This window comes from Pseudomonas farris, from assembly GCF_019145235.1.
Classification (GTDB): domain Bacteria; phylum Pseudomonadota; class Gammaproteobacteria; order Pseudomonadales; family Pseudomonadaceae; genus Aquipseudomonas; species Aquipseudomonas farris.
This window is the reverse complement of record NZ_JAHSTV010000002.1, coordinates 24,955-44,707: the sequence shown is the minus strand read 5'-3', so window position 1 is coordinate 44,707 and position 19,753 is coordinate 24,955. Positions and strand designations below refer to the sequence as shown.

Annotated in this window: 21 protein-coding genes; 11 read left to right on the top strand and 10 right to left on the bottom strand. The window is 57.3% G+C overall.

The genetic code is table 11. The annotated features are described in order from the left end of the window. Positions 1–9: 9 nt before the first annotated feature. Positions 10–2,538 (bottom strand): TonB-dependent receptor, encoded by a 2,529-nt coding sequence (locus KVG95_RS03450; protein WP_217854513.1) that lies wholly within the window; start codon positions 2,536–2,538, stop codon positions 10–12. A gap of 458 nt (positions 2,539–2,996) precedes the next feature. Here KVG95_RS03450 and KVG95_RS03445 point away from each other — a divergent pair, with 458 nt between their 5' ends. Both KVG95_RS03445 and KVG95_RS03440 read left to right on the top strand, forming a co-directional pair. Further along, complete coding sequence (locus KVG95_RS03445) at positions 2,997–3,911, top strand: GGDEF domain-containing protein (RefSeq protein WP_052963047.1); 915 nt, start codon at positions 2,997–2,999, stop codon at positions 3,909–3,911. A gap of 9 nt (positions 3,912–3,920) precedes the next feature. After that, positions 3,921–4,958 carry an AraC family transcriptional regulator gene (locus tag KVG95_RS03440; protein WP_217854512.1) on the top strand — a complete coding sequence of 346 codons (1,038 nt, stop codon included), beginning with the start codon at positions 3,921–3,923 and terminating at the stop codon, positions 4,956–4,958. 38 nt (positions 4,959–4,996) lie between these two features. Here KVG95_RS03440 and KVG95_RS03435 read toward each other — a convergent pair whose 3' ends face one another. Continuing rightward, positions 4,997–5,401 carry an acyl-CoA thioesterase gene (locus tag KVG95_RS03435; RefSeq protein ID WP_217854511.1) on the bottom strand — a complete coding sequence of 135 codons (405 nt, stop codon included), beginning with the start codon at positions 5,399–5,401 and terminating at the stop codon, positions 4,997–4,999. 327 nt (positions 5,402–5,728) lie between these two features. On the opposite strand from KVG95_RS03435, the gene KVG95_RS03430 reads away from it, so the two are divergent. Next, the gene (locus KVG95_RS03430; protein WP_217854510.1) at positions 5,729–6,109 is read left to right on the top strand and encodes a RidA family protein; all 381 of its coding nucleotides are present in this window, start codon (positions 5,729–5,731) and stop codon (positions 6,107–6,109) included. A gap of 108 nt (positions 6,110–6,217) precedes the next feature. Here KVG95_RS03430 and KVG95_RS03425 read toward each other — a convergent pair whose 3' ends face one another. Beyond that, positions 6,218–7,231, bottom strand: coding sequence for a GlxA family transcriptional regulator (locus KVG95_RS03425; protein ID WP_201060143.1), 1,014 nt, complete (start codon positions 7,229–7,231; stop codon positions 6,218–6,220). A gap of 325 nt (positions 7,232–7,556) precedes the next feature. Between KVG95_RS03425 and KVG95_RS03420 the strand changes: the two genes are divergently transcribed. Next, complete coding sequence (locus tag KVG95_RS03420; RefSeq protein WP_052963077.1) at positions 7,557–7,769, top strand: hypothetical protein; 213 nt, start codon at positions 7,557–7,559, stop codon at positions 7,767–7,769. A 145-nt stretch (positions 7,770–7,914) separates the two neighbouring features. On the opposite strand, the gene KVG95_RS03415 is transcribed toward KVG95_RS03420, so the two are convergent. Next, positions 7,915–8,193: a PA2433 domain-containing protein gene (locus KVG95_RS03415; RefSeq protein ID WP_217854509.1), complete on the bottom strand. Its 279-nt coding sequence runs from the start codon at positions 8,191–8,193 to the stop codon at positions 7,915–7,917. 386 nt (positions 8,194–8,579) lie between these two features. Here KVG95_RS03415 and KVG95_RS03410 point away from each other — a divergent pair, with 386 nt between their 5' ends. The 6 genes from KVG95_RS03410 (at position 8,580) to KVG95_RS03385 (ending at position 14,083) form a co-directional block, all read left to right on the top strand. Beyond that, positions 8,580–9,431 carry a putative selenate ABC transporter substrate-binding protein gene (locus KVG95_RS03410; protein WP_052963062.1) on the top strand — a complete coding sequence of 284 codons (852 nt, stop codon included), beginning with the start codon at positions 8,580–8,582 and terminating at the stop codon, positions 9,429–9,431. Next, positions 9,428–10,225 carry a phosphonate ABC transporter ATP-binding protein gene (locus KVG95_RS03405; RefSeq protein ID WP_217854508.1) on the top strand — a complete coding sequence of 266 codons (798 nt, stop codon included), beginning with the start codon at positions 9,428–9,430 and terminating at the stop codon, positions 10,223–10,225. Before KVG95_RS03410 ends, KVG95_RS03405 begins: the two co-directional genes overlap by 4 nt. Continuing rightward, the gene (locus KVG95_RS03400; RefSeq protein WP_217854507.1) at positions 10,219–11,046 is read left to right on the top strand and encodes a PhnE/PtxC family ABC transporter permease; all 828 of its coding nucleotides are present in this window, start codon (positions 10,219–10,221) and stop codon (positions 11,044–11,046) included. The genes KVG95_RS03405 and KVG95_RS03400 overlap by 7 nt, the downstream gene beginning before the upstream one ends. After that, positions 11,043–11,810 carry a phosphonate ABC transporter, permease protein PhnE gene (gene phnE, locus KVG95_RS03395; protein WP_217854506.1) on the top strand — a complete coding sequence of 256 codons (768 nt, stop codon included), beginning with the start codon at positions 11,043–11,045 and terminating at the stop codon, positions 11,808–11,810. The genes KVG95_RS03400 and phnE overlap by 4 nt, the downstream gene beginning before the upstream one ends. 783 nt (positions 11,811–12,593) lie before the next feature. Continuing rightward, complete coding sequence (locus tag KVG95_RS03390) at positions 12,594–12,926, top strand: carboxymuconolactone decarboxylase family protein (RefSeq protein ID WP_123721201.1); 333 nt, start codon at positions 12,594–12,596, stop codon at positions 12,924–12,926. Positions 12,927–12,970: 44 nt separating this feature from the next. Beyond that, positions 12,971–14,083, top strand: a complete 1,113-nt coding sequence (locus KVG95_RS03385) for an alkene reductase (RefSeq protein ID WP_217854505.1) — start codon at positions 12,971–12,973, stop codon at positions 14,081–14,083. 41 nt (positions 14,084–14,124) lie between these two features. Here the strand turns inward: KVG95_RS03385 and KVG95_RS03380 are convergent, their stop codons facing one another. The 6 genes from KVG95_RS03380 to KVG95_RS03355 all read right to left on the bottom strand — a co-directional run bounded on the left by KVG95_RS03380 (position 14,125) and on the right by KVG95_RS03355 (position 19,162). After that, positions 14,125–14,454 (bottom strand): thioredoxin family protein, encoded by a 330-nt coding sequence (locus KVG95_RS03380; protein WP_217854504.1) that lies wholly within the window; start codon positions 14,452–14,454, stop codon positions 14,125–14,127. Between the two features lie 63 nt (positions 14,455–14,517). Continuing rightward, positions 14,518–15,216, bottom strand: coding sequence for a DsbA family oxidoreductase (locus tag KVG95_RS03375; RefSeq protein ID WP_217854503.1), 699 nt, complete (start codon positions 15,214–15,216; stop codon positions 14,518–14,520). 121 nt (positions 15,217–15,337) lie between these two features. Beyond that, complete coding sequence (locus tag KVG95_RS03370; RefSeq protein ID WP_050682929.1) at positions 15,338–16,111, bottom strand: SDR family NAD(P)-dependent oxidoreductase; 774 nt, start codon at positions 16,109–16,111, stop codon at positions 15,338–15,340. Positions 16,112–16,189: 78 nt separating this feature from the next. After that, positions 16,190–16,744, bottom strand: coding sequence for an OsmC family protein (locus KVG95_RS03365; RefSeq protein ID WP_050682930.1), 555 nt, complete (start codon positions 16,742–16,744; stop codon positions 16,190–16,192). A 398-nt stretch (positions 16,745–17,142) separates the two neighbouring features. Continuing rightward, a complete protein-coding gene (locus KVG95_RS03360) occupies positions 17,143–17,718 on the bottom strand; it encodes a TetR/AcrR family transcriptional regulator (RefSeq protein ID WP_050682931.1) in 576 nt (191 codons plus the stop codon). Between the two features lie 238 nt (positions 17,719–17,956). Continuing rightward, the gene (locus KVG95_RS03355; RefSeq protein ID WP_225922895.1) at positions 17,957–19,162 is read right to left on the bottom strand and encodes an outer membrane protein transport protein; all 1,206 of its coding nucleotides are present in this window, start codon (positions 19,160–19,162) and stop codon (positions 17,957–17,959) included. Between the two features lie 149 nt (positions 19,163–19,311). On the opposite strand from KVG95_RS03355, the gene KVG95_RS03350 reads away from it, so the two are divergent. Next, positions 19,312–19,695 (top strand): tautomerase family protein, encoded by a 384-nt coding sequence (locus tag KVG95_RS03350; RefSeq protein ID WP_217854502.1) that lies wholly within the window; start codon positions 19,312–19,314, stop codon positions 19,693–19,695. Positions 19,696–19,753: the final 58 nt, after the last annotated feature.

Genomic DNA, 19,753 nt, shown 5'->3' with positions numbered 1-19,753 from the left:
CCCCGGGGCTTAGAAGTGGGTAAAGGTCAGGCCGAGCTTGTAGGTCGGGCCGTATTCTTCGTATTGACCGTTGTAGGAACGGTTGCCGGTGTAGACGAAGTACGGCTCGTCGGTGAGGTTCTGCGCCTCGAAGCTGACTTGCAGATTTTTGGTCAGCGAATACCGCGCGCTGAAATCGACGAAGGTCTGGGCGTCGACGTGCAGGTCGTGGGCCTTGTCGTTGATCGAGGCCAACTCAAAGAGGTAATCGGATTTGTAGTTGGCCGACAGACGCAGGCTCAGCTTGTCGTCTTCCCAGCCAAGCATCAGGTTGCCGACGGTGTCCGATTGGTTGGGCAAATCGATGCTGCGCTTGCGGTTGATACCACTGGCGGCGTCAAAGCCTTCGATCTCGGCATCGGAGCGGCTGAAGGTGGTGTTGGCGCCGAGCAGCAGACCGTTCCAGGGCGCCGGCAGCCAGTCGAATTTCTGCGAGTAGGCCAGTTCCAGGCCATATAGCTTGGCGCTGTCGCCGTTGGCGAACGTATGAGCCTCGGAGAAATCGGCCCAGGCACCGGTGCCGGCCAGGTCAGTGTTGTAAACGAAGTTCTTGATGTCTTTGTAGAACACGAACGCCGAGACCGTGCCGGCATGGCCCATGTAGTGCTCGATGCCCAGGTCGAGGTTGCTGGATTCCAGCGGCTTGAGGTCCGGGTTGCCGAAGGTCGCCTCGTCATCGTCGATGACAAAACCCGGCGCCAGTTGGCCGAAAGTCGGGCGCACCACGGACTTGGTCCAGGCCGCGCGCACCTGGGTGTTCTTGTCCAGTTGATAGCGCGCATGCAGGCCCGGCAACCAGTGGTGATAACGGCGTTTGGTTTCGGTGGACTGGAACTCGCCGTCGGTGGCGCCCGTGCCTTTGGCTTCGAACTCGGTGCCTTCGTAGCGCATGCCGGCAATGAAACGCCAGTCATCGATATCGATGGTGTTCATCAGGTAGCCGGCGTTGATGTCTTCGCTGATCTTGAAGTCGTTGACCCGCGATTCGGTCTCGTCATAGAAGTCCGCCTGATTCAGGCCACCGATCAACTGCTTGATGGCGCTGCCGCTGATGCCCGGGCCGAATTGGCCGAGGCGGTAATCCACGGTGCCTTTCTTGAATCGGCTGAGGTTGAGCTGTTCATCGCTGAAACCCAGATCGTCGAAATCTTCATAGACCCAGGCGTCGAGGTTGTTGTCTTTGTTGCGGCGGCTGACCTTGCCGCCGAATTTGACCTGGGACGCATAGCCGCTGAAGTCGTAATCGCGGGCCAGGTCCAGGCGCAGGTTTTTCTCGGTGTCGGTGGTTTTCTGTTTTTCCCAGTCGACCTTGTCGAGGCTGAAGTTGTCCGGGTTGTAGAAGCTCTGACCGATGATGGGCCGCGGCTTGTCGTTGTCGTAGAAACCGCTGTCAGTGAAATCGTCGGTACCATTGAACGCGGCGTTGGCGATGTGGCCCGGGCTGTCTTCGCTGGAGCGGCTGTAGCCGGCCTGGCCGCTGAGGGTCCAGAGGCCGAACATACGCTCGCCGCCCAATACGTAGGACTGGATTTCCTGGGTCTCTTCCCGCTGTTTGAGTTTGCGTGAGCCTTCGGCGTCGCCCAACTCCCCCGCCGTCAGTGGGTCGGCGAATTCGAGGCTGGTGGAATTGCGCGTCTCGCTGTCCTTGTAGCGGCTGTACAGGGTGCGCAGGTAATAGCTGCTGAGGTCGTCGGGTTTGTAATCGAAGTTCAGGCCACCACCGGAGCGTTCACGGCTGATGTCGTAATCGCGTTGCTCGAACTCCTGCAATTTGGCGCCTTGCTCGAAGTCCCAGGCGCCGCCGGTTTCGACGTTGTCCGAGCCGAAGTCGCGCTTCTGCCAGCTCAGCGCCGCAGCGACGCCGAAGTTGTCGATGCCGTCGCCAAGGCTGAAGCGATCACTGATGGCGCCGGAAAATTTCGGACTGGTCTGGTGGGTATTCTTGTCGTAACTGGCTTCGCTGCTGCCGGTGTAGAACAGCCCTTTGTGATCGAAGGCCGAGAGGCTTTTCACATCCACGGTACCGCCCAGGGAGTTGGCGTCCATGTCCGGGGTCAGGGTTTTGATTACCGACAAGGACTGCACCAATTCCGAGGGCAGCACATCGAGGGCCACGGCCCGGCGTTCGCTTTCCGGCGATGGCACCAGTGTGCCGTTGATGGTCACGCTGTTCAGATCCGGACCGAGGCCGCGCACGCTGACAAATCGCCCTTCGCCCTGGTCGCGCTCGACGCTGACGCCCGGCAAGCGCTGCACCGCTTCGGCAACGTTTTCGTCCGGCAACTGCGCCACGCCGTCGGCATGCACCACGCTCTTGATGCTGTCGGAACTGCGCTGCTCCTTGAGCGCCTGATCAATGCTCGCCGCCTGGCCCACTACTTCGACGTGTTCGGTATTCGCCACGGTTTCGGCGGCGCTCAGGCGTTCACTGGCGATCGCCATGGCCAGGGCGGTGAGCGTGAAACCGACCACTCCTGCGGTGCTGCTGCGCTTGTACATGAATGTCCTCCCCCAAGAGTCCGTTAACGCCAGGCAAGAGGCCCGGCAACTGGGAGGGCACGCTAGGGCCGGGGAATGACGGTTCTGTGACAGGGGTTGGCGGGAGGTGCGGTAAACCGGGGGGTTTGTGGGGTTTCGGGGAGGGAAGTGAGCTGAAATGACTTGTTTTGGCTGACAATGCTTCTGTGGTGAGGAGGCTTGCCCAACTGTCAGTCAGCTAAGCGCAATCCATGTGGGAGCGGGCTTGCTCGCGAAGACGGCGGCACAATCAACATTGATGTCGACTGACACACCGCTTTCGCGAGCAAGCCCGCTCCCACAGGTTCTGCGCCAGCCAGAAAACTTTGCTGCACCATGAGCTGATTCGACCTCACCCCTCCCTCACACCCCAGTCACCCGACTGTCACAAACATCTGCTGTGCTGGCGCGCATTGCTTCTTCGCCAAAGGATCACGGCCATGTTCTCAGTGCTCAAACCCCACCGTTGGAAACTCGCCCTGCTGCTGTTGGCCGCCAACCTGGGGTTGCTTCTGCATCTGGCCTGCGGCGAGGTGAAACCGGTCAGCGAATGGGTCTGGCTGGACATCGTCGGTGAAGGTGGATCGGCGTTGCTGGCGTTGGTCTGGCTGGGATTGGTACTCAAGAGTCGGCCGGCCGGGCGCGTCACCAATTACCTGGCGCTGGGTTTGAGCGGGATCTTTTTTTCCTGGTGGATCGACAGCCTCGACGAGTTCATCCGCCTGCCCGACAGCATCACCTGGGATCACTGGCTCGAGTCCGGGCCGATGCCGGTCGGCATGATCCTGCTGACCATCGGCATCTATCACTGGCACCGCGAACAACTGGCAATCAGCGCGCAGATGGAGAAACGCGAGCGGCTGTTCCGCGAACATCGGTTGTTCGACAAACTCACGCCCTTGGGCGGCGCCGATTACCTCAAGCGGCAACTGGCCGGCAGCCTTGAGGAAAGCCACGGCCAACAACAGCCGCTGTCGTTGTTGGCGCTGGACCTGGACAACTTCTCGGCCATCAATCAGGCTTTCGGGCATGCCGAAGGCGACGCCGTGCTGCAAGCGCTCAGTCATTTGCTGTTGCTCAATCTGCGGCGCCAGGACTTGCTCTGCCGACTGGCCGGCGATCGTTTCGTGGTGCTGCTGCCCAACACCGGCGAGAGCCAGGCACGGCTGCTGGCGCTGGAACTGCAACAGGCGGTTCAGGGCCTGGCGCACAAAACCCGACAGCACGGCGAACGCTTGCAACTGTCGGCGAGCACGGCGGTGGTGATGGCGCTGAACGAGTCGCCAGACGCCCTGCTCAAGCGCCTTAACCTGGCGTTGGCCCGGGCCAAGCAGCCTCTGGCCAGAACGGCCTGAGGCCCGGCCATGACCCTGAAAACCACGTGGTACGAAACCGACAGCCGTTTCATCCCCGGGCATTATCAACCGGCAACCCTGATCGATCTGGCGCTGTCCCGGGACATCGACAGTCATCGTCTGCTGCGCGGCACGGGGCTGTTTCATGAAGACATTCTGGCTGGCCAGACCCGCCTCAGCCCCCTGCAGTTTTTCGCGCTGATCGGCAACAGCCGACGTCTGCTGGATGCCGACGACAGCAGTTTTCTGTTCGGTCAGCGCCTGCTGCCCGGACACTACGGCGCCGCCAGCCACGCCCTGCGCCATGCACAAAATCTGCACCAGGCACTCGACACCCTGGTGCAGCAACAGGCGCTGCTCAGCCCGTTAATGACGCCGCGATTGGTGCTGGATGAAAAACACGCCTATCTCTATTGGCTGGACAGTTGCGGGTCCGGCGAGCAATGGCGTTTTCTGCTGGAAGCGAGCATGACCTCGCTGGTAGCCATGAGTCGCGCGCTGAGCGGCCAGCGTCTGCCGTGGGAATGCAGTTTCAGCCATGCCGAGCCCCGTTATGTCGAGCAGTATTGGGTGCATTTGGGCGAGCACACTCAATTCAACCGGCCTCTGGACCTGATGCGCATCCCCCGGGAATTTCTCGCCCAGCGATGGCCCGATGCGTCGGCCATTGCTGGCCAGGTCGCCCGTCAGGAAGCTCAGGGGCAACTGCAACAGTTGGGCTGCACGTCGAGTTTTCTCGGCTGCATGTACCGCTATTTACAGCGCCACGTGCGCCACACCCCAAGCCTGGAACAAGCCGCCCAGGCCTTCGCCATGAGCCCCGCCACCCTCAAGCGCAAACTGCAAAAACACGACACCGGTTTCCAGCAACAGGTGGACCTGGTGCGCAAGCACGTGGCCCTGTACCTGTACCAGATCAAGGGGTTCAGCAATGAAGCAGTGGCCGAGTACCTGAGTTTCAACGATGCGGCAAACTTCCGCCGCTCGTTCAAACGCTGGACTGGCAGTACGCCCAACCTGATCCGTCAGTTGTTCAATACCGGCTGAAGAGTCATGCGACCCGTAGGAGCTGTCGAGCCTGCGAATTATGAAAGAAGCGCTCTCAGCGGTGCTGGAATGGCAACAATGTCTTTGGTTTCAGGCGAGACACAAACATGAGTGATATTCGCGACAAACGATAATGTCTCGTTGCTGACAAATCCTTCAACCAAAAACGTGAAGGAGTGAACCCCTAACTTGGCGACGCTAACCTTGATGTTCAACTCATCATCCCAAGTCAGGGGAGTCAGTAACTCCAATGACATGGCGCGTACAGGTGGCAACACATCAAAACCCATCAGCGTTCTAAGCCCGGGCGCTCCCAACCACTTATCAAGCGCTCCATAAATAGCTTCCACTGCAAAATATGAAAATCGCGGGGTGTACACCACTCCCGCCGGATCACAATCTCCAAACAGAATGGTTCTGCTGACAAAAACCGCATGAGGCATTGATCTTTTTTCCCTGTAGTTATCAGATGCCGGAAGTTATCCGAGTCCTTGGTTTTTTATTTGATTATTGCAGTTCGGAAACGAGGTCCATGTCATCGGATTACGGATTGCGCGAAGCATGGAGCAGCTGACAGTCTCTCCATCCCGCGCCACATGGAGCGCCCTTCCGTGTTTTCGAGCTGATGCACGAACGGCACGACGATGACGCTGTAAACTGGCCCTTCAGAACGCATTGCCTCAATTGAATACCTCGGGACTGAGCCCGCTGACGATGTCAGGCCAGCCGTCCCATACACAACCGCCCTTCACCACCTCAAGAGATCCCCCATGGCAAACCACGACATCACCTTTCTCCCCGACCCAGATCCGGAATCCATCTCCTCCGACGTCGCCGGTTTCGGCGGCCTGTTGGTCTCCACCCAGATCCCCACCCGTGCCGACGGCAGTCTGGAGCTGGGTGGCATCGCCGAGCAGAGCGAGTGCACCCTGCAAGCGCTCAAGGTGGCGTTGGAGCTTGCCGGCAGTTCCATGGATCGGGTGCTGCATCTGACCATCTACCTCACTGACATGGCCGACCGCGCCGCTTTCAACGAAGTCTACAAGCGCTTCTTCGCCAAGCCCTGGCCGGTTCGCGCCGCCGTTGGCGTGGCCTCTCTGGCCGTCGAAGGTATGCGTGTGGAAGTCACCGCGATGGCGTCCAAGGGCTGAATTCGCGGACTTGTCCGGTGGCACTGCTCCAGCGAGCGGCCGTCACCGGGTCGTTCCCGACGGCAGATTTGCACCGTCGGGAGATCTTCGTCGGGACTCAAAAAGCGGCTATTTGACCAGCCGTTTTTCCTTGGAAGGCCTGTAGCCGAAGTACGAGCTATAGCACTTGCTGAAATGACTGGGCGACACAAAGCCGCAGGCAACCAGCACGTCTACCTGTGACAACTCTGTGTGCTGAAGGAGTCGACGCGCTTCGGTAATGCGCAGCTCCATGTAATATCGCTGCGGCGTTGTCCCGAGCTGCTCCTTGAACAAGCGTTCGAGTTGTCGCCGGGAACGGCCGGCGTAGACGGCCAGTTGCTCCAACTCCAGCGGTTCTTCGAGGTTGGCATCCATCAGCTTGACCACCTCTCGCAACGGCGCGCTCACACAGATATTTTCAGCCGGTTTGATGCGTCGATAACGAGACTCCTCGAAAGCAAGAATGTCCTCGATACCCTCGACCAGGGCTTTATCGTGCAGTTCTTTGATCCAGTCCAACGCCATATGAAATGCGCCAGAGGGACTGGACGCGGTGAGCCGGTCCCGATCGATGACATAGGGCTCACTGGTGACATGCGTCGCCTTGGAGATTTCTGCAAGTGCGGGACGATGTTCGGGGTGAATGGCGCAACGGTATCCATCGAGCAAGCCTGCGCTGCCCAGGAACCATGCACCGTTCCACAACCCGGCCAGAATGACACCTTGGTCTGCCGCCGCTCGCAACAGGCTGATGAGCTCATCAGTCGCCTTCAGTTCTGTCCTGTAGCCGCCGCAAATAACCAGCAGGTCCAGGTCGTGAATGGCTGAAGAGTCGATACGCGCATCCGGACGAATGACCAGGCCCAGATCGCTGACGACCTCCCCCTCATTCAAACCGAACGTTCGGGAAGAGAACAACCCGGGGCGCAAAAGATTTGCGGTGACAATCGTGTCCAGCGCTTGCGTGAACGCAGGCAGCGAGAAATGCTCGAGCAGCAAAAAGCCCGCCCGAGTCATTCGAGCAGGCTCGCCAGTGTTTTCATTCAGATAGCGGAGGTTTTTTCCTTTCATGCCTCCGCTGAATTGACGTCGTTCGATCAATGTTCGACCCACTCGGTTACGTTAGCCAATCTGTCATTTGGTGCGCAGCGTCATGCTACCTGCAGAAGCTCAAACTAGCACCATTATGCGACCGATCAGGCCAGTTGAAAGCCGTGACGAAGTGGGTCTTTATCATCGACGAAAATCGTGTTGTAGCGCGCGGTTGGCCGGGGACGACACGCGAGGAAGCGTTTGCGACATGCCATTGAGGCAAGGGAGAGACGTCACTGAAAACGGAACCATTGAATCGTGTCATAAAGGCTGAAAAACCCGAACTCCTTCCATACCGCTGAATCCAATGTGTAGGCCAATGGAGGTGAGCGACATGAACAATGATGACCGTGTTAATGACGACAAAGCAGAAGCGACCCCGCCTACCGATACATCTGGCAAACCCGACGATGTGGTCGAAAGAGAACTTGAGGACAGCGACAGTGACGCCGAAAGTCTGGAGGAAGCGCGAAACCAGGAGCGGGAGGCTGAAGAGCTCAGGCGAAAAATAGCGGAGATAGAACGTAAAGTGGCGGACGGTAACTAGCAACGCGCCGGAGGGCCGCGGCGCGAATTTCGCAACTGGCATCGAATTCTGAACGGCCCCGAACTCACTGCTCTTTGAATCAACTCGAGCAGCAAGCCGGTGTCGTGTACGCCAACGCGGGTCATCAAACCAACCCAAAGGCCCGTCAGCCCTTGTCGGCAGGATTTCGGGTCTGGATTTTTTCCAGCGTCTTGGTTGTTTCACTGATGCACGCCTTGTCATCGCCAGCTTTCTGCGCATCTTCTGCACGTTTCAGCGAGGCTTTGATGTTGTCCTTGGCGTTCTCTGATGTCGTCGGCTCACTGTCCAGCACTTGTTTGATTTGTTGTATGTTTGACGTACAAAGATCTTTGTCTGCAGCAAACACCGGTGAGGCTAACATTGCGGCCGTGACGAACAATCCAGCAATCGCAGAATGCTTCATGGGTATCTCCTTGCGCATGGGCTCGGTGCTGCCGGTCAATGGGGGCGCTTGCCGAGGTGGGTATGAACCCTTCATAGGGCCTCGGTAAATGACTATAGCCGCACATGGCAATTCGGTAATTTTTTCGAACCACTGACCTGATTCCAGGCGCTGGCTTGAATGTGGTGGATGAATCTGGCCCACTTGAACAGCCGAAAAAACGGGTGCTGATTGTTTTGCGATGGCTTGATTCAATTGGCTGAGCAGAAGGGAGCCTTTTCGATCTGCGCTCTTCAACCAAAAGCAGTCAATTTCGCTCCATTTCGTCTACCCTCACAAAGCACCAGGCTGGATCCACTTGTGCCAGGCGCCTCGACATTCTTTCGTTAATACACCGGAGATCTTCCATGCTCAAGCGTACCCTGGCATTGGCCATCGGCTTGACCCTGTCATTTTGCACCCTGTTGGCGCAGGCCGCCGATACGCTGAAAGTCAGCGCAATTCCCGATGAAGCCCCGACCGAACTGCTCCGCAAGTTCAAGCCGCTTGGCGCCTATCTGGAACAACAGTTGGGCATGAAAGTCGAGTTTGTGCCGGTGAGTGACTATCCAGCCGTGGTCGAAGCGCTGGCCACCGACCGCATCGACCTGGCTTGGCTGGGCGGCTTCACGTTCGTGCAGGCACGCCTGAAAACCGGCAATGCCATTCCGCTGGTACAGCGCGAACAGGACGCCCAATTCACTAGCAAATTCATCACCGCCGACCCTGCCGTCAAGTCCCTCGCCGATCTCAAGGGCAAGACCTTTGCATTCGGCTCGGTGTCCTCCACGTCGGGCAGTCTTATGCCGCGCTACTTTATGCTCAAGGACGGCATCAAGCCTGAAACCTACTTCAGTCGCGTAGGCTACTCCGGCGCCCATGACGCCACTGTCGCCTGGGTCCAGGCCGGCAAGGTCGACGCCGGCGTACTGAACGCCAGTGTGTGGGAAAAACTGGTCGCCGCCGGCAAGGTCGACACCACCAAGGTCAAAGTGTTTGCGACTACCCCGGCCTACTTCGACTACAACTGGACGGTGCGCGGGACCCTCGACCCAGCGCTGGCGGCCAAGATAAAGGCAGCCTTCCTGGCGCTCGATCCGGCGAAGCCTGCGGACAAGGAGATTCTGGATCTGCAGGCCGCCAGCCGATTCATCGAAACCAAGCCTGAGAACTACAAGGGCATCGAGGAAGCCGCCCTCGCCGCCGAACTGCTCAAATGACATTGCGTCTGACCCAGGTCAGCCTTACCCACGCCAACGGCGTTCAAGCGCTGCGTGGCGTGGACCTGCACATTGGCGCCAGCGAACAGGTCGCCATCATTGGCCCGTCCGGCGCGGGTAAGTCGAGTCTACTCAACCTGCTGGCCACCGCCCTGCGACCGGGCAACGGCGAGCTGCAGGTGCTCGGCGAGCGAGCCTGGCAGCTTTCTGCCCGTCAGCGTCAACGTCTGCGCGCTCGCATCGGCCTGATCCATCAGTCGCCTCCCCTGCCACCGCGCCAGCGCGTGATCACTGCGGTTCTGGCCGGAAAGCTGGGTCAGTGGGGTTTGGGCAGGAGCCTGTTGAACCTGGTGCATCCACTGGATATTCCGGGCGCACGCGCGGCATTGGCCAGACTGGACCTGAGTGACAAGTTGTTCGCGCAATGCCAGCAACTGTCCGGTGGACAGTTGCAGCGCGTGGGCATTGCCCGCGTGTTGTACCAAGCGCCCGAGGTGTTGCTGGCCGATGAGCCGGTATCGGCCATGGACCCCGTGTTGGCCCAACACACGCTTTCGGTGCTCTGTAGCCATGCCCGGCAGCACAACGTCACCCTGGTCGCCAGCCTGCATGCGGTGGAGCTGGCCCTGGCGCACTTTTCGCGCATCATCGGCTTGCGTGACGGACAGATCCTGTTCGACCTTCAGGCCAGCGAAGTCGACCGTGAGTTGCTCGACAAGCTCTACGCCAACGAACAACTGCTGTCCCCACCGATTGCTCCGGCGCCCTTGAGTGTGCAGATTCCCCGATGCTGACCCGTGATACCCGAGATCCGGCCACCCGGCCCCGCCTGCTGCTCACCTTGCTGGCCCTTGCCTTGCTGTGGCCGGGCATCCACTTCAGCGAGTTGGACCTCAGCGTGCTGGTGGCGAGTGACAGTCAGAGCGAGATAGGCCGGTTTGTATCCGCCTTCTGGCCACCGGCCCATGGCGAGGCGTTCATTGAACTGCTGTTGCAAGCCACCCTGCAGACCCTGGCCATCGCCACGGCCGGCATGGCCCTGGCGTTGCTGTTGGCAGTACCCGCCAGCCTGCTGGCCAGCCGTGCTCTGTCGCTGTCTGCTGCTTCCCGTGCCGGCCACCCGAGCTATTGGGGCCAACTGCTGCGCTGGCCGGTACGCGGTTTACTGATCTTCCTGCGCAGCGTGCCGGAAATCGTCTGGGCTCTATTGTTCGTGCGCGCCGTCGGCCTCGGCCCGACGGCCGGGGTGCTGGCCATTGCCATTACCTACAGCGGCATGTTGGGTAAGGTTTACGCGGAAATTTTCGAGTCGGTCGACCAGCGCCCTGCCCACGCGCTACTGCAATCGGGCAGCGGTCGGCTCGCAGCCTTTTTCTACGGGATTCTGCCCAATGTCGCGGCGGAGCTGCTGTCGTACACGGTGTACCGCTGGGAATGCGCCATCCGCGCCTCGGTGGTGATGGGCTTTGTTGGTGCCGGCGGTCTGGGCCAGCAAATGGATCTGTCGTTGCGCATGTTCGCCGGTGGTGAAGTGGCCAGTTTGTTACTGACGTTTCTCGTGCTGGTACTGCTCGCCGATCAACTCAGCCGCCTGTTGCGCTGGAGGCTGGCATGAATCGCCTGATCAACCTGGCACTGCTGCTCTGCATCGGCGCAGCGGTGATCGCCTCGTTCATCTACCTGGGCATCGACCTCGGCGAGCTCGGCGGCACCGGCAACCTGAAGCAGATGGGCGCTTATGCGCAGCGTTTTCTCAGCCCGGACCTGAGTTCGGGCCATCTGCAAGCCATCGGCCACGGCGCCTTGGAAACCATTGCCATGTCGGCCCTGGGCACCCTGCTCGCGGCGGTATTCGGTCTGTTATTGGCATTGCCTGCGGCCGGGCGCTTCGGCTGGCCATTGCAGAGTGCGTCGCGCCTGGCGCTCAACGCCTTGCGCGCGGTTCCGGAACTGGTGTGGGCTGCGCTAATGGTCCTTGCTGCCGGTCTCGGCCCCAATGCCGGCACCCTGGCATTAGCCCTGCACACCACCGGCGTACTTGGTCGGTTGTTCGCCGAAGCGCTGGAAAACACCCCACCAGAGCCGGCCGAAGCCATCCGCCTGCAAGGCGGCAACGCCGTATCGGCTTTCTGTTACGGCACCCTGCCCAACCTGTTGCCACAGCTACTGGCCTACATCCTGTATCGCTGGGAAAACAATATCCGCATGGCCAGTGTGCTCGGTTTCGTCGGCGCAGGTGGTTTGGGGCAAATGCTCTATGTCAGCCTCAGCCTGTTCCAGGAAGCGCAAGCCAGCACGGTTATTCTGGCCATGCTGTTACTGGTACTCGCCGTCGATACGTTGAGCAGCTGGAGCCGTCAACGCTGGGTCAAAGCTTGACTGCTTTCGGTGCCGGGCAATCGTTCAGTGGGTCTTCGAAGCTATGCAAACCCGAGGAACGACAGAATAACCACGACGATCACAACTACTCCAACGATGTAGATGATGTTGTTCATGAAGGCCACCTCTCAACCTGGACAGGACTGGGACACGAGGATGCTACAAATACAAGGTACTGCACCTTTGTGCGCAATTCCATTCGGAACACACATAGGCTCCGCTCTCGCGGAAATCTTGGTTTGATGCCGTGGTAAAGGGGACGAAGTCATTTCCCTGAACGGGTTACTCCGAAACCACCGAGGTGCCTAACGACTTTCGTAAATAGGTTGCCGACGCAGGACACAAATGCTTGAACTGGGCGGTTTGACGAATAGCGAGCGGCGCTTCATCCCTATCGAAAATTTCATACCCAGTGGTTGTAAAAAATCCAGTAGCGCTTTGAGTTAACAAGTGCACCGACGCGCCCCTGGGAGGCAGCATATCGTTCCAGCTCAGACAGCTCAGCTTTGCCCAGCCCTTTCCCACCTTGCAACTTTATCAGCCCTTCTATAGCCCCCAAAGCCCTCAAGGCTAGCAGACCTAGCCGCTGCAGCCTTGTCGCCTGTCGACGGCGCGGTATTGGCCGCGTTCTGCTGCCAAAGACGAGGCCGCCCCCTTTCTTCGATTGTGTTGATAGTAACAATCAACACGAACTCATTGTTAGCCTACCAACTGGATGGTAGCTTGTTATCGAGTTTCAAACATCACTGTAACCACCACCATCCATATCCATGTGAGAATCCCATGCAAGACTGGAAGCAAACTCGTAAAGACATCAACACTCGTCTGGTAGAGCTTAACGGCCTTTCTCCGGAAACAATGAAAGGCATGGCGTCACTCGGCGCCGCAGGCGCCAAGACCAATCATCTAGACGCAAAGACCCGCGAATTGATTTCCCTGGCCGTGGCCGTGACCACTCGCTGCGACGGTTGCATCGCCTTCCACGCCGCCGAAGCGAAGAAAGTCGGTGTTACCAGCGAGGAAATCGGTGAAGCGCTTGGCGTAGCCATCAACATGAACGCCGGCGCCGCGCTGGTCTACAGCACACACGTGCTGGACGCATTCGATAAGTCATAAATCAAACGCTGGCTTTCAACCTGTCAACGACGTCGAGTTTAATCATGAATAAGTTGTTCACCCCTTACGATCTGTCCGGTACCGCATTGGCCAACCGTGTTGTCATGGCTCCGATGACCCGCACTCGAACCCTGGAAAACATCCCTGATGAATTCACCGCGCTGTATTACGCTCAGCGCGCAACCGCCGGCCTGATCATCACCGAAGGTCTGCCGATTTCCGAAGAAGCCCGCGGCTATCTGTACACCCCGGGTATTTACGCCAATGAACATTTGCCAGGCTGGCGTCAGGTCACCGATGCCGTGCATGCCAAGGGTGGGAAGATTTTCGCGCAGTTGTGGCACGTCGGCCGTATGTCCCATGTATCGGTACACCCGGATAACGCGGTCCCGGTTTCTTCAGGTACGCAGTCGGCGGTCGACACCACGGTTTACGCATGGATCGAACCGGGCAAGTCCGGCCACGTGCCACCCAGCGTGCCACGTGCGTTGGAGACGAACGAAGTAAAACGCGTCACCGCCGACTTTGTGAAGTCTGCGCGGCTGGCGATGGAAGCAGGTTTTGACGGCATCGAAATCATGGCGGCCAACGGCTTTCTGTTCGACCAGTTCCTCAGCAGCACCCTGAACACCCGCACTGACCAGTACGGTGGCTCAATCGCCAATCGCCAGCGTTTCCTGCTCGAAACCATTGACGCGATTGCTGATGAAATCGGCAGTTCGAACGTTGCCGTGCGCTTTTCGCCATTTGGCCGCCTTTATGACTTTGGTGTGTACGAAGGCGAAGAAGAAACCTGGATGAGCATGGCGGCAGCGCTCAACGAACGTGAGCTGGCGTACGTTCACCTGAACTATCAACCGACCATCCTCGCTGCCCAGACGCCGCCTGGTTTCGGTGCAGCGTTCCGTGAAGCCTACAAAGGTACGTTGATGGCGGCCGGCGGGTTTACCCAAGCGCTCGCTGAATCGGAACTTGCTAAGGGCGAGCTCGATTTGATCGCCTTCGGCACCGCCTATATCGCCAACCCCGATCTGGCGGAACGCATGCAGTACGGCTGGCCATTGGCTGAGGGTGATCGCGCGACCTACTACGGGGTGAGCGAAACGATTGCCAAGGGCTATACCGACTATCCGGCATATGCCGCGGGCGAAGCCTGATATCCAGAAAGTGGCGTTCAATGCTGAACAGAGGAGCCTGGTTACACGGCCTCTTCCAACTCCGCAAGAACCGCTTTTTTCAGCGCTGCAACTGAACGGGATCCGGGCATGACCCGGAGCAACCGACCCTCGTGAAACACCGCCAAGGATGGCACTGCACGGATGCCGTACATCTGCGAGATCGTCGGAGACACCGCCACATCGATCTTTCCAAAAACCGCCAAGGCGTGGAGCTTTTCTTCCAAGGCATGAAAGACCGGCTTCATCTCCTGACAAGGCTTGCACCACGACGCGGAAAACAGCACGACGCTGCTGCCTTTGGCAACAAAACGGGCGAACTGTGGGGCACTCAACTCAACGATACGGCTCATTTTTGCCTCGTTTTCTATGCTACTGGAAAGCGGCACTACTCAGTGCCGCACACCTTCTGCCGATCAAGTCTTGCAGCCATCTATACCGCAGATCTGGCCGATGAACGCGTCATCCTCAGTCTTTGACTTCGTTTGCAGCTTGTTCAGCGCTTCAAGAAACGCGGCCTCAGGCTGAGCGCCGGATAATGAGAAGGCATTGTCGAATACAAACAAAGGAACACCCGAACCCAGTTGCGTGGCGATATGTTCGTCCTCCTCCATCTCTGCGCGCAATTCAACGGATGACCACGCCAGTTGAATTGACTCATCCGATACACCTACTGCCTTGGCAATGGTCTTCAGGCTGCTGCGATCAAACAGCGACTTACCATGGGTCGTACTCTGCTCATACAGCGCCTCTACCAGCCGCTTCTTCGCTGTCGGATCTTCAACCGCCTTGACCAATACGTGGGCATCAGCGGTGTCGCCAAACAGCATGGTGTCAAAACGGTAATTCAGCTCATCGGCTTTGCCATATTTACTGACGGTGCTCATCATCGCGTCGGCGGAGTCCGGGTTTCCAAGCTTGCGCTTAAGAGCCGCAACCATAGGCTCTGGCGCGTGATTCGCCGCCAGACGATAGGCCCTGACATTGACCTGCACACTGTCTTTTTCAGGAAAACGCTCCAGCGCTTTTTCGAAGCGGCGCTTGGCAATCCAGCACCAGGGGCAGACAAAATCAGACCAGATATCCACTGCATATTTTTTTGAAGGGGTTTGCATAATTCATCCTGCACCAAAATTAATAGAGACCGCGTTGCCGGCGTTTCAAGCAAATAGTTGGAGTGACGACAGAAAGCCCCCCCAACGGGGGACTTTCATAAGGTCGCGCTTGCTGATGTGGTCAGGCACGTACCGCCATGACACCGGCGTCCACATCCCAGATAGCACCGGTCACCCAGGACGCCTTGTCGGAAAGCAGGAACAGGATGGTATTAGCCACATCTTCGGGAACACCGACTCGCCCGAGTGGGTGGAAAGCGTTAAGCGACTTCATTGCCTCCGGGATCGCCTCTTTGTCCATGAAACCCTCGTAGATCGAGGTATGGACGATCCCTGGCGAGACTGCATTGACCCGGATTCCGGAGTGGGCCAATTCAATGGCCAGGTTGCGGGTCAATGCATGCAGCCCCGCTTTGGCCATGGAATAGGCCGATGCCGGTGAACCGGCCAATGCTGCCTGTGCACCAATGGAGCCGACGTTGACTATCGCCCCTTCGCGCTTGGCGGCAAGCATGTTCTTGACCACCGCTTGCGTAATGAAAAAGGTCGCCCGGTTGAGCGACAGGTACATGTCGTACTCAGCTTCGTCGTGCTCAGTGAACGGCTTGGGAACAAAAATCCCGGCAGAGTTCACCATCAGGCTGATATCGCTGTGGTGGGTATTGATTTCCTGCCGAACGGAATTCATGCCCTCTTCAGTCATCAGGTTGGCGACGATTACGGACACAGAACCCAGCGGGCTCAATTCACGGCGTGCAGCCTCGGCCTTATCCTGCTTGCTTCCGGTAAGCACCACGCTACCGCCCGCCTTGAGAACCATGCGGGCCGTTTCCAAGCCCATTCCGCTGGTACCACCGACGACTAACAGTTTCTGACCTTTAAAGAAATCGCTCATTTCATCAGTCCTTCTGATCAAGATTTAAAACTTGGCACCAAGACGACTCATCGCCTGCTGGTGCGTGGAGAGTCGAAATCAGCCTTCACGAACTTCGAGGGTGGGCACCATACGGATGGCTTTCGAGAAGTTTGCGTAGTTGACCGACGTCTTGAGCACCACTTTGTGCAGCTCTTCAACGCGCTCACGGGAAGCATCGGTGTGCAGGCGAATAACCACACTTACCTCGTCGTAGCCCGGGTTGACACTCTCTTCAATCCCCAGAAAACCGCGCAAGTCGAGGGTGCCATCCGTCTCGATTTCCAAGCTATGAATCTTGATACCCATCATTGCGGCGTTGGCGGCATAACCGACCGACATGCAGGCATTGAGTGCTGCCATCAACAGTTCCTGGGGGTTAGGCGCGGTGTTCTGGCCCAGCAATTCATTTGGTTCATCGGCCACGATTTCAAAATCGCGTGAGTAGGTTTCACCTGCCAAGCTGTAACGGCTGACTTTCGCGACTGAGCGAGTCTGGTACTCCCATTGGGTCTTGACGTTGAAACTTGCCTTGCGCTTGGTCACATCCTCAGCAACGCCTTGGGCAAACTGCTGGAGTGCGGCTACGTCGATACCATTCAGGTTGTTGCTCATTTATTCAATCCTCTTTGTGGACAGGGCGTTTGGCCGCCCGAAAGAGATACAACCCTACCAACTAGTAGGCAGCCATTCAAGAGATCTTTAAACCCATCCCCCAGCTGCCGAACAAATGCACCCGCGACCCGGCCTGTCTGGAATACGCAGACATCATTATTAAAATGTAGGGCTTGCCATCTTATTGGTTATAGCCTTTCCACCTCAGGCCATAGGCATGGCCAGATATCCGCAGCACAACCGGGAGACGAGATAGGCTCTCGTCAGTCCAGTACGCGGGAATAAAATTCAGGAGGTGAGCGATAAGCGGATGGAGCTACTTACTTGGCAGGAACAGCAGACCGAGCTGGCGATGGCAGAATCGGTCGTCTCATAAAGCAAAAAAAGCGGATCGGGCATTAGTGGTGCGGTTCGGCCACCCGAAGTCCATCTAAAATGAAATCGAATCCAGAAGAACGGTCGTACTTGTCGTTCAATGCCCAGGCTACAAAGCTGCCACCTTCCAGCGTATTCAGGATGACTCTGGCGATCTTCACGCCGTCCAGCTCAGCTTTGAGCTCCCCTGCCGCTTGGCCTAGAGCGATATTGGCCTGAAGCCAGTCGAGATGGATTTCGAAAAAGTCCCGCGTCATTTCCTTTAGGCTTTGCGGCAATGCCAGTAACTCCGCGGCCAAGGCGCCACAGAGCGGCAACATGCCGTTCTCACTGCTTTGCGCAAACATCAGGGCGAAGGCATCGAGACGTTCAATAATGCCGGAATATTCATCATTGATAACCTCCAGCTGCTTCTTGTATCGGAACAGGTAGCTCTCAACAATGGCAATTGCCAGACCTTCCTTGGTCGGGAAATGATGGTGAATACTCGCCTTCTTGATGCCGATGTCAGCTGCGAGATCGGCGTAACTGAAAGCTGCATAGCCCTTTGTACGCAACAATAGTTCAGCGGTGGTCAGAAGGTCGGAACGTGTACTCATGATGCCGTATCCAAATTTATCAATGCAGCATCATAAATTAGTACATCTGCATAAGACAGCGCTCAGGCGTCCTCGACCGCCGCAGTCATTACATCTTCATACTTGTCCCCCGCTGCTCGCTCATCCACCGCCAGAGGTGTGGCACGGTAGGTCGCGAAGGCATCTTCTATCCGAGCCAGATCCGTCGCCAAGTTCTGGTAAACACGCCTCTTGTCCGCTTCAGAAACGTCACCAGCGATCAGTACCGATAGGTTGCCTGCACTGAAATTCCATGCGCACTATTTTCGTAGTTGGCACTGTATTCCGGTTGAAGACCGGAGTTGTTCGACTGCTTTACTGAGGCTTTGGAATCCCAGAGATAACCGTAAGCAAAGTCTATCGTCAGATCGGAATTCGGTGAGTAAGCGCCGCCCAAAGTCACGGCCTGGCGATTCCCGACCGGAACGCGCACGCTGCGATCGGCATTTCTGATGGGCGACGGATCATAGGCGTAGCCTGCGCGCAGCAGCCATTGTTGGTTCAACTGCCAGGATGCGCCAACTGCGGTGGACCAAGTGTCGCGCCAGTTCATTTCTTCGGTCACACGTCCCAGGCCAGCCGCCTGACCCAGGGGGGAAAGACCGCTGTTGACTGCCTCGACCTTCTGGATCCGGCTCCAACGTTTCCAAGTGGTCCCCAGGTAACCCGTCCAGCGACTATTGAAATGATGGGTGATGGACGTATCCACTGATTCGGGCATAGTCAGGTCTAACTTGTTGTCATACTTTCCGTCCAGCGGGATAACGCTCGGGGAGCCGGAAACCTCAGTATGCCCTTTGAGTTCATAGCTCACCTTCGAGTGATAGTTAATCCCCCAACGGGTCGCATCACTCAAGTCAAACAAGACGCCGACATTGTAACCAAGTGCCGTGTCATCGCCTTTGATGGTAACCAGTGTGTCCTGGCCGTTGTTCAGGGCGCCGGTGGCCAGGTAATTCTGAAGCTTTGCATTGAAACGGTTTATGGTCGGTCCGCCACCAATGGACACGTAATCATTGATTCGATAGGCAATGGTGGGCTGCAGGGTTATTTCCTTGGTCGTGCTGTAGGAGCCATGGTAGCGGCCCTGAAAAGAGCCCTCGTAATCATTGATCAGGCCACTCGGAGCATAGAGACCCAGACCTATCGAAAGACGATTATCAAGCGGTGTCGACATATAGGCGAAGGGCACGACCGCCAAAGGTACCGAGTCCCCCTTATTCGTTCCTGCGGCACTACTCTGCGCATCACTAATGTCGTCGCTCGCCGAGATGATCGCGGCCCCGGAAATCCTGATGGTAAAAGGAGCTGCTGATGACAGACCGCTATCGGCCAAAAGTGGACGGTGGACATGGTGATGGCAAATGAGTAGTGTCACGGATGCTGCTTTCGACTCTAGAGGGCAGCAGGGCTTGCCGTCATCCATGTCGCGTTTCTCCCTGAGCAATGTCGCATTTACCGCGACCACCTCTAAGCTAGACAAGGACTTACAGGACGACAAGGAACGTTATACGACACGCCATCGCGACATGGCATGTCATCTAATTAGTAGTTATACGCTTGCAAGGAATCGCAATGATCACCGTCTATGGAATTGACTACAATTTAAATGCCAAAAAAGCACAGATGTCCGATGTGCTACATAATTGCATGACTACTGTTCTTGGGTTACCCGAAGACAAGCGTGCTCACCGTTTCGTCCCGCTAGATAAAACTAATTTTTATTACCCCGACGGTAGATCTGAAAAATACACAGTAATCGAAATAAGCATGATTTCTGGGCGAACGGAAGAAACAAAAAAGAAGCTCATAAAGCAAATATTTACAGCCTTTGAGCGAAACTTGGCTATAAATCCGGTTGACGTTGAAATCACAATATTTGAGCAGCCAAGTCATTGCTGGGGATTCCGAGGGATCACAGGCGATGAGGCAACCTTGAGTTACAGGGTTAACGTATAACAAGCCGTTCGCTTCGCTCTCTGGGACCGCGTACCGCGGCTCCTTAACCTAAACGTCA

Coding starts and splice junctions, on each gene's coding strand:
- KVG95_RS03450 (WP_217854513.1), bottom strand. CDS start 2,538: ATGTACAAGCGCAGCAGCACCGCAGGAGTGGTCGGTTTCACGCTCACC.
- KVG95_RS03445 (WP_052963047.1), top strand. CDS start 2,997: ATGTTCTCAGTGCTCAAACCCCACCGTTGGAAACTCGCCCTGCTGCTG.
- KVG95_RS03440 (WP_217854512.1), top strand. CDS start 3,921: ATGACCCTGAAAACCACGTGGTACGAAACCGACAGCCGTTTCATCCCC.
- KVG95_RS03435 (WP_217854511.1), bottom strand. CDS start 5,401: ATGCCTCATGCGGTTTTTGTCAGCAGAACCATTCTGTTTGGAGATTGT.
- KVG95_RS03430 (WP_217854510.1), top strand. CDS start 5,729: ATGGCAAACCACGACATCACCTTTCTCCCCGACCCAGATCCGGAATCC.
- KVG95_RS03420 (WP_052963077.1), top strand. CDS start 7,557: ATGAACAATGATGACCGTGTTAATGACGACAAAGCAGAAGCGACCCCG.
- KVG95_RS03415 (WP_217854509.1), bottom strand. CDS start 8,193: ATGAAGCATTCTGCGATTGCTGGATTGTTCGTCACGGCCGCAATGTTA.
- KVG95_RS03410 (WP_052963062.1), top strand. CDS start 8,580: ATGCTCAAGCGTACCCTGGCATTGGCCATCGGCTTGACCCTGTCATTT.
- KVG95_RS03405 (WP_217854508.1), top strand. CDS start 9,428: ATGACATTGCGTCTGACCCAGGTCAGCCTTACCCACGCCAACGGCGTT.
- KVG95_RS03400 (WP_217854507.1), top strand. CDS start 10,219: ATGCTGACCCGTGATACCCGAGATCCGGCCACCCGGCCCCGCCTGCTG.
- phnE (WP_217854506.1), top strand. CDS start 11,043: ATGAATCGCCTGATCAACCTGGCACTGCTGCTCTGCATCGGCGCAGCG.
- KVG95_RS03390 (WP_123721201.1), top strand. CDS start 12,594: ATGCAAGACTGGAAGCAAACTCGTAAAGACATCAACACTCGTCTGGTA.
- KVG95_RS03385 (WP_217854505.1), top strand. CDS start 12,971: ATGAATAAGTTGTTCACCCCTTACGATCTGTCCGGTACCGCATTGGCC.
- KVG95_RS03380 (WP_217854504.1), bottom strand. CDS start 14,454: ATGAGCCGTATCGTTGAGTTGAGTGCCCCACAGTTCGCCCGTTTTGTT.
- KVG95_RS03375 (WP_217854503.1), bottom strand. CDS start 15,216: ATGCAAACCCCTTCAAAAAAATATGCAGTGGATATCTGGTCTGATTTT.
- KVG95_RS03370 (WP_050682929.1), bottom strand. CDS start 16,111: ATGAGCGATTTCTTTAAAGGTCAGAAACTGTTAGTCGTCGGTGGTACC.
- KVG95_RS03365 (WP_050682930.1), bottom strand. CDS start 16,744: ATGAGCAACAACCTGAATGGTATCGACGTAGCCGCACTCCAGCAGTTT.
- KVG95_RS03360 (WP_050682931.1), bottom strand. CDS start 17,718: ATGAGTACACGTTCCGACCTTCTGACCACCGCTGAACTATTGTTGCGT.
- KVG95_RS03355 (WP_225922895.1), bottom strand. CDS start 19,162: ATGGATGACGGCAAGCCCTGCTGCCCTCTAGAGTCGAAAGCAGCATCC.
- KVG95_RS03350 (WP_217854502.1), top strand. CDS start 19,312: ATGATCACCGTCTATGGAATTGACTACAATTTAAATGCCAAAAAAGCA.